The 579-nt window shown below is 38.2% G+C and carries 1 protein-coding gene; it reads right to left on the bottom strand.

Features of this window, described 5'->3' with window-relative positions; translation table 11 throughout:
* Positions 1-22: 22 nt before the first annotated feature.
* Positions 23-520 carry a hypothetical protein gene (locus VHA02S_RS25060; protein WP_038899243.1) on the bottom strand — a complete coding sequence of 166 codons (498 nt, stop codon included), beginning with the start codon at positions 518-520 and terminating at the stop codon, positions 23-25.
* Positions 521-579 lie beyond the last annotated feature (59 nt).

Raw genomic sequence — 579 nt, 5'->3', positions numbered from 1 at the left:
GTTTGTTAGCTTTGTAACCGGACTAGTCGAACTTTTTAAAATAGTCCTCATTCCCAGTTTCAGCTGCATAAACATCTGCTGTTGGGAAAAAAATCCCAAGCATCCACATAGTCCATCGCTTCCATTTAAGATCCTCGGAAGGAGCAATTGCTGTGCCATATGGAGTTTCGTCTATAAACGGAGAAAAAATATCTTCCCAATGTGAATCTTCGAGCTCAAAATCAAAGTCGTGTGCGCATAGATTACGAATTTTATTTAAAGTCGATAATGATAATTCTACCGACGAATCAAGTTGTTCCATGCCGATAGTTAACTTAACCTTTTGTGCAAAAGTTAGCCTGCAAGAGTCTAACTTTTTGTCACTCCAAGTTAAATTACACTTAATTATCTCGTTTAACATTTGCTCTATCATAAGGTGAGCTTTCAAAATCGCAACTACCCCACTATGATCTCTTTCCCCAAACTTGCGGACATCAACCATAAACTTTAGTCTGTTTTCTTCTGACTGTTCTGGAGTCATAAATTCCTCTGGTTTTCTTACGATTGAAAAAAGCTAACGCCCTGTTAAGGTGTGAGCAA

Origin of the sequence: Vibrio harveyi NBRC 15634 = ATCC 14126 = KCTC 12724, assembly GCF_001591145.1 — a bacterium.
Lineage (GTDB): Bacteria > Pseudomonadota > Gammaproteobacteria > Enterobacterales > Vibrionaceae > Vibrio > Vibrio harveyi.
The sequence above is the reverse complement of the archived record's forward strand: the minus strand, read 5'-3'. Positions and strand labels throughout refer to the sequence as shown.